7 protein-coding genes are annotated in these 7024 nt (G+C 65.3%); 3 read left to right on the forward strand and 4 right to left on the reverse strand.

From position 1 onward, the window contains the following. Nucleotides 1-213 precede the first annotated feature (213 nt). The gene (locus AC1D00_RS19755) at nt 214-1053 is read left to right on the forward strand and encodes an ABC transporter ATP-binding protein (protein ID WP_477011815.1); all 840 of its coding nucleotides are present in this window, start codon (nt 214-216) and stop codon (nt 1051-1053) included. Here AC1D00_RS19755 and AC1D00_RS19760 read toward each other — a convergent pair. Then, nucleotides 1050-2204 carry an AGE family epimerase/isomerase gene (locus AC1D00_RS19760; RefSeq protein WP_477011816.1) on the reverse strand — a complete coding sequence of 385 codons (1155 nt, stop codon included), beginning with the start codon at nt 2202-2204 and terminating at the stop codon, nt 1050-1052. The two genes, AC1D00_RS19755 and AC1D00_RS19760, sit on opposite strands and share 4 nt — an antisense overlap. An 86-nt stretch (nt 2205-2290) precedes the next feature. Here AC1D00_RS19760 and AC1D00_RS19765 point away from each other — a divergent pair, with 86 nt between their 5' ends. Continuing rightward, nucleotides 2291-3514: a phenylacetate--CoA ligase family protein gene (locus tag AC1D00_RS19765; protein WP_477011817.1), complete on the forward strand. Its 1224-nt coding sequence runs from the start codon at nt 2291-2293 to the stop codon at nt 3512-3514. On the opposite strand, the gene AC1D00_RS19770 is transcribed toward AC1D00_RS19765, so the two are convergent. The 3 genes from AC1D00_RS19770 to AC1D00_RS19780 are packed head-to-tail and all read right to left on the reverse strand — an operon-like array spanning nt 3511 to nt 6147. Then, entirely contained in the window at nt 3511-4608 is a 1098-nt protein-coding gene (locus AC1D00_RS19770; RefSeq protein ID WP_477011818.1) for a DegT/DnrJ/EryC1/StrS family aminotransferase, read from the reverse strand. The two genes, AC1D00_RS19765 and AC1D00_RS19770, sit on opposite strands and share 4 nt — an antisense overlap. A 25-nt stretch (nt 4609-4633) precedes the next feature. Then, a complete protein-coding gene (locus AC1D00_RS19775) occupies nt 4634-5089 on the reverse strand; it encodes an acyltransferase (RefSeq protein WP_477011819.1) in 456 nt (151 codons plus the stop codon). Further along, a complete protein-coding gene (locus AC1D00_RS19780; protein ID WP_477011820.1) occupies nt 5086-6147 on the reverse strand; it encodes a Gfo/Idh/MocA family protein in 1062 nt (353 codons plus the stop codon). Before AC1D00_RS19780 ends, AC1D00_RS19775 begins: the two co-directional genes overlap by 4 nt. Before the next feature lie 325 nt (nt 6148-6472). Here AC1D00_RS19780 and AC1D00_RS19785 point away from each other — a divergent pair. Then, nucleotides 6473-7024: CBS domain-containing protein (locus AC1D00_RS19785; RefSeq protein ID WP_477011821.1), on the forward strand; the 552-nt coding region annotated here is incomplete at its 3' end.

Genomic DNA, 7024 nt, shown 5'->3' on the forward strand with positions numbered 1-7024 from the left:
GGGCACGATCAAGCTCGAGAAGGTCAAGACCGTGGAGCTGCCGCGCAAGGCGGAATTGCTGGGGTGGTGAGCCCCGCCTTCGCTCCACAAACAACTGTCATCCCCCGCGAAGGCGGGGGATCCAGTACGCCGCGGCTTCTCAGGGAACGTCGGGCGTTTCTGGAATACGGGGTCGCCCGGTCAAGCCGGGCGACGACAGCGGAGTTATAAAGAATGACCGAGATCGCCGAAGCCAGTCGTCCCTCACCCAGCATCGTGCCCGCGCCGCCCCTTCTCGGCGTGCGCAATATCGAGGTCGTCTATGACGACGTCATCCTGGTGCTGCGCGGCCTCAGCCTCGACGTGCCCAAGGGCGCGATCGTGGCGCTGCTCGGGGCCAACGGCGCCGGCAAGTCGACGACGCTGAAGGCGATCTCGGGGCTGCTCAAGACCGAGGACGGCGAGGTCACGCGCGGCGAGATCCTGTTCGAGGGCGAGCGGATCAACGGCATCGATCCCGACAAGATCGTCCGCCGCGRCATCTTCCAGGTGATGGAGGGCCGCCGCATCGTCGCCGACATGACGTCGCTGGAGAACCTCAAGCTCGGCGCTTTCACCCGCAGGGACCGCGAGGTCGATGCCGACATCGACATGGTCTTCAACTATTTCCCGCGCCTGAAAGAGCGCACCGGCCTTGCCGGCTATCTCTCCGGCGGCGAGCAGCAGATGCTCGCGATCGGCCGCGCGCTGATGGCGCGCCCGAAGATGATACTGATGGACGAACCGTCGATGGGTCTGTCGCCGCTGCTGGTGAAAGAGGTGTTTTCCATCATCCAGAAGATCAACCGCGACCTCGGCGTCACCATCCTGCTGGTCGAGCAGAACGCGCGCGCCGCACTGTCAGTGGCGAGCCACGGCTACATCATGGAGCAGGGCAAGGTCGTGCTCGACGGCACCGCGGACGAATTGCGCGACAACGAGGACGTCAAGGAATTCTACCTCGGCGGCGCCGGCGACCAGCGCAAGAGCTTCAAGAACCTCAAGAGCTTCAAGCGGCGCAAGCGCTGGCTCTAACCTTCCAGCACCTGCTCCGCTTCCGTGACTGCGCAGAGAACATGATAGAACGACGACGCAGGAATGGTGTCGACCAGCGACTTGCCGTCGCGATCGAACTGGTCGTACCAGCCGCCCCGCACGGGATGGCTGAGATAATGCCGTTCGAGCCGCACCAGGGCCGCGCGCGCCTCATCCGCCGCGCCCGCCTCGCCGGACTCGGCCTGCGCGGTCCACGCCTTCGCGATCTCGGTCTGCGGCCACAGCCGGCGCGTGCTGCGGCGGATGTGGCCGGTGGCATCACCCTCGTCGGTCAGGCAGCCCGTCGCCTCGTCGCGATAGCGCAGCGCGCTCGCCAGCAGCTCCGCACGCCGCTGCCCGGTCGGGCAGCCCGTGATGCGCTCGAATCCCTTCAGCAGCCAGACCCACTCCGCCTGATGGCCAGGCTCGACACTGACCGGCTCGATCTTCGACCAGTCCTCCTCGAAATACTCGGTCAGGATGTGCCTCTGCTTGTCGTAGAGATTGGCGAGGAACAGCGCGAAGAATTCGCCGGCGCGGTTCTGGAACGACAGATCGTGGGTCGCGTCGAAGCACGCGATCATCGCCTCGAACAGGTGCATGTGCGGGTTCTGCCGCCGCGGCAGCGAGACCGGCAGCCCCTCGTGGACGCCGCCATGCGGCGAGCGCAGATGGCCGTCGAGGAAGGCGAGCAGCGCGTCGATCTCGGCGCGAACCTGCGCGTCCTTGTCGAGCGCGTAGACGGTCGCAAGCGCAAACAGGATGAAGGCGTGGTCGTAGGCGTCGCGCCGGGCGTCCAGCACCGCGCCATCCGGCGTCAGCCGGTGCACATAGCCCGGCCGGCCGTCGGGCGCCTTCGCGCGTGCCAGCAGGTGCTCCAGCCCCTTCAGCGCGATGGCGCGCCCCTCAGGATACCAGCCCATCTGCGCCGCCTTGGCGTAGCAGTAGATCTGGCGGGCCTGCACGAACACGCGCCTCGGCGCGGCGGCATCCGCCGTGCCGTCGCGGTGCAGCCGATCGATGAAACCGCCCGCGACATGGTCCCAGCCGACGGTCGACCACAGAGGCATCGCGTCGTCGATCATGCGACGTTTCAGGCGCGCGACGACGCCGGCCGTCTCCTCCGCCGCCGTGATCCGCTCGTCCGCCATCTCGCTCTCTCCACGTCCCGACAATGGCCGTCTGATACCGATGCCGGCGGCGGCGTGCAACGGATGCCAACCCGGAAAGATCAGCCATGACCGCCCATTACGACGCCCTCGAGAAGCGCGAGCAAGCCGCGCGCGAGGCCGAGCTGTTTTCGCACCTGCCGGGCGTGCTGCGTAGCGCGATGACGGCGCCCGCCTATGCCGACCGGCTCAAGGGGCTGGATCCGGCCACGGTGACCACGCGCGCGGCGCTGGCGTGCCTGCCGGTGCTGCGCAAGTCGGAACTGCCGGCCCTGCACAAGGCCTCCGCGCCCTTCGGCGGCTTCGTGGCGGCGGCACCGGGCTCGTTCGCACGGCTCTTCACCTCCCCGGGTCCGATCTTCGAGCCGGAGGGCCGGCAGGCCGATCCCTGGCGCGGCGCACGGGCGCTGTTCGCGGCCGGGTTCCGGCCCGACGACATCGTGCTCAACACCTTCAGCTACCACCTCACCCCCGGCGGCTTCATCTTCGACTCGTCCGCGCGCGCGCTCGGCTGTGCGGTGATTCCGGCCGGGCCCGGCAATACCGAGCAGCAATTCGAGCTGATCGAGGCCTACCGGCCGGTCGGCTATAGCGGCACGCCGGACTTCCTGAAGATCCTGCTCGATGCAGCGGCCACCGCGGGCCGCGACGTCTCCTCGATCAAGCGTGCGCTGGTCTCGGGTGCGGCCTTCCCGCCCTCGCTCCAGGCCGAGATCAAGGCGCGCGGCATCGACGCCTACCAGGCCTTCGGCACCGCCGATCTCGGTCTCGTCGCCTTCGAGACGGAGGCGCGCGAGGGCATGGTCGTGAACGAGGGCCTGATCATGGAGATCGTCAAGCCCGGCACCGGCGATCCCGTTGCGGAAGGCGACGTCGGTGAGATCGTCGTCACCTCGCTCGACCAGCACCATCCCTGGATTCGTCTCGCCCTCGGCGACCTCACCGCGGCGCTACCGGGCCCAAGCAAATGCGGTCGTACCAACATGCGGATCAAGGGCTGGATGGGCCGCGCCGACCAGACCACCAAGGTGAAGGGCATGTTCGTCCGGCCCGAGCAGGTCGCCGAGATCGRCAAGCGGCATTCCGCACTCGGCCGGCTGCGTCTCGTCGTCACGCGCCAGGGCGAGACCGATGCAATGACGCTGAAAGCGGAGACGGCGGCGGCAAATGAGGCTCTGCGCGAGGAGATCGCGAGCACACTGCGGATGGTGACAAAGCTCGGCGGCGCGGTCGAGCTGGTCGGCCCCGGCACGCTGCCGAACGACGGCAAGGTGATCGCGGACGAGCGCTAGAATTTCCGAACCAGATCTATCACCTCGTCCTGCTGCGGACGGGTGATTTCGGCAAACATCGGGAGCGACAAGATCTGCGCCTGGTCGCGATATGCGTTTGGAAATTGCTCCGTGCGGTACCCGAGCCGCTGATAGGCGGGCAGAAATGGCAATGCAGTGGGGTAGTTGACTGCCGTCTGCACACCATTGGCCCTGAGATGGGCGGCCAATGCATCACGGCGCGGATGGCGGATCGTATAGAGGTGGTAGACGTGACCGCGCCTGGGCGCGACCGCAGGCACCACGATGTCCTCGATTTGACCGAGTCCTGCGTCGTAGACTTTCGCGGCGGACTGTCGTGCTTCGGTCCAGGCCGCCAGATGCGGCAGCTTCGCCGACAGGATGGCCGCCTGCAGACCATCGAGCCGGCTGTTGATGCCCTCGATCTGGTGCTGGTGCTTCACCAACCCGCCATGGCGCGCCAACATCGTCATGTGCTCGGCGAGTCCGCCGTCATTGGTGACCACCGCGCCGGCGTCCCCCATCGCACCGAGATTCTTGCCTGGGTAGAACGAATAGGTTGCGGCCGCGCCGAATGTACCCACCATCTGCCCGTTATAGCGCGCCAGATGCGCCTGGGCGCAATCCTCGACCACCCACAATCCATGCCTGGCTGCGATCGCCATGATCGCGTCCATATCGGCGGGCTGGCCGTAAAGATGGACGGGGATGATGCCAACGGTGCGCGGCGTGATCGCAGCCTCGATCGCCGCCGGATCGATCGTGAAGGTCGCGCCGTCAATGTCACAAAACACGACCGTAGCCCCGGCATGGGTGATCATCGCCGCAGTCGAAATCCACGAATGCGCCGTTGTGATCACCTCGTCACCCGGCTTCACCTTCAGGGCCTTCATGGCGAGATAGAGTGCATCGGTACCGTTGGCACAGGACACGCAATGCTTCACCTGGGCTGCCTCGGCGAATTCCCGTTCGAAGGCATCGACATAGCTGCCGCGAATGAACGCGCTATCACCGATCACGCCCGCGATTGCAGCATCGATCTCGCTCTTGATGGTCTGATGCTGCAGATGTAGATCGGCAAAAGGCACGGCCATCGATCGTATTTCCTCAGTTACCGGTCTACAGCCGGCGCGCCGGATTGCCGGCATAAGTGCCCGACGTCGTAATGTCCTTGGTAACCACGGAGCCCGCGCCGATCACGACGTCGTCCACGATCTTCACCGGCAGGATGGTGGCGTTCGAGCCGATCGACACCCGATTGCCGATCGCCGTCTCGCGCCACAGTTCCTTGCGGCCCCGCGCCGGGCCACCGGTCGAAAACGTATCGTTGACGAACATCACGCCATGGCCGACGAAGCAGTCCTCGCCGATCGTCACCAGCTCGCAGACAAAGGCATGCGACTGCACACGGGTGCGCGCGCCAATCACCACGCCCTTCTGAATCTCGGTGAACGGGCCGACAAAGCAGTCATCGCCGATCTTGCAGCCATAGAGATTGCAAGGCTCGACGACCTTGACGCCGGCACCGAACGCGACATCGCGAATAGCGGCCTGATGGATGTCCGGCTTGTTCACGTGACGACACCCAGGCGGCTCAGCCGCGGTGTAAATCGTAGCGGTACCTCCGCGCCGGTCTCAATGGATTCATAGAGAGCGGAGATCAGTTCCAGGCTCTTGCGGCCCTCGAGGCCGTCGACCAGCGCGGCGCGCTGGTTCACCAGGCAGTCGACCACATGGCGATAATAGGCCTGATGGCCGAAGCCATAGACGTTGGGCGGATTGACCGAGAATTTTTCGACCACGTCCTTGTCGGACGGCAGCTCGTCGACGAAGCGCCAATGCCGGATCTGATTGACCGCGAAGCCGGAGATTTCCACCGTGCCCTTTTCCCCGAGTATCGAGAGCGATCCCTCCAGATCGGTCGGTCGCGCCGCAGTGGTGGCCTCGACAATTCCGAGAGCGCCGTTACGAAACTTCAACGTCGCAACCGCAGTATCCTCGGTCTCGATCTTCGCGAGCGCCGTCATCCCGCGCGCATGCACGCTGACGACGTCGCCGAAGAACCACTCCAGCATATCGATGTGATGACTCGCCTGGTTGGTGAGCACGCCGCCGTCATAGGCCCAGGTGCCGCGCCAGGAGTCCTGGTCGTAATAGGCCTGATCGCGGCACCAGCGCACGCGCACGGTGCCGAGAATCAGCTTGCCGAAGCGGCCGGCATCGAGTGCCTCACGCGCCTTGACGACGGGCACGTTGAAGCGGTTTTGCTTGACGACGAACATCTTCACGCCTGCACCGTCACAGGCCCGGATCATGTCGTCGGCATCCTGTAATCGGAGCGCCATCGGCTTCTCGACGACGACATGCTTGCCGGCCTTGGCGCAAGCGATGACGTGTGCCGGATGCAGCCCGCTTGGTGTCAGCACCGCGACCGCGTCGATGTCCTTGCGGGCGAGAAAGTCATCCATGTCGTAGACCGCCGGCACGCGGAATTTTCCGGCAATGGCGTCGGCGCGTGCGCGGACGGGATCGCAGACCGCAACGAGGCTCGCACCTTCTACGTAATTGCCGCCCAAGAGGTCGGAGTGGCGTTTGGCAATTCGCCCGCAGCCGAGCAGCCCAAATCTAATCATGCAGAGCCTTCATCATACCGGTAAACGCCGGTGATCGCGACGGGGCCGACCTAGGCAAAGCCGACCTTCCGCAAGTGCCAAGCTCGTCAATTACAGGCAAAGCAGACGGCAAGGCAAGGCGAGCCGTAGACCGGGCAGCTCGATCCGTCCCCACAACGGTTCCGGCGCTGACGCGCCCATTTGCGGCGCGAACGCGCTCGATTCCGGGAAACTTGCATGATCCGCCCCCCTGCCGTATCTAACAACTCGAAAAATGCGACGCTTTCGGCGGGCTCGCCGCGGGGTTAAGGGCCTGAAATTCCTTCCCCTTTTTGGATCCATACCATTGGCAGAAACGAGCCATCTCACCATCGCCGAGGCAGAGACGATTGAGGAAGCCTTCCGGCGCCTCAACGCCAACAGGCTCGGCATCCTCTTCGCGCAGGATCCGGGCGGACGAATCGTCGGCGCGGTGACCGATGGCGACATCCGCCGGCGGATGCTGGCGGGCATCACGATCCACGACCGGGTGGCAGCCTGCATCAACCACAACTTCGTCTGGGCGCAAGCCGGGGGGCCGCGGGAGCAGATTCTCAAGCTGCTCGACCAGCGCGTCCACGTCGTACCAATCCTCGATACCGAGGGCCGGCTGGTCGACGTGTTCAGCCGCGAGCTGTTCAACCTGTCGGAGGAGAGCGAGGTGTTCGCCCGCGCCCGCTCGCCGGTCCGCATCTCCTTCTCCGGCGGCGGCACCGATCTCACGCACTACTTCGTGGAAAATGACGGCGGCGCGGTGATCAACGCCACGATCAAGATGTATGCGCACGCGACGTTGCGGCGCCGGAGCGATCCCCAAATCCGGATCTATTCGCACGACTTTCGCCGCACGGTCGAGGCC

This window comes from Bradyrhizobium sp. P2_E8, assembly GCF_056403875.1.

Bases quoted from the DNA above. Each gene is read 5' to 3' on its own strand.
- AC1D00_RS19760 (WP_477011816.1), bottom strand. From the start codon at position 2,204: ATGGCGGACGAGCGGATCACGGCGGCGGAGGAGACGGCCGGCGTCGTC.
- AC1D00_RS19770 (WP_477011818.1), bottom strand. From the start codon at position 4,608: ATGGCCGTGCCTTTTGCCGATCTACATCTGCAGCATCAGACCATCAAG.
- AC1D00_RS19780 (WP_477011820.1), bottom strand. From the start codon at position 6,147: ATGATTAGATTTGGGCTGCTCGGCTGCGGGCGAATTGCCAAACGCCAC.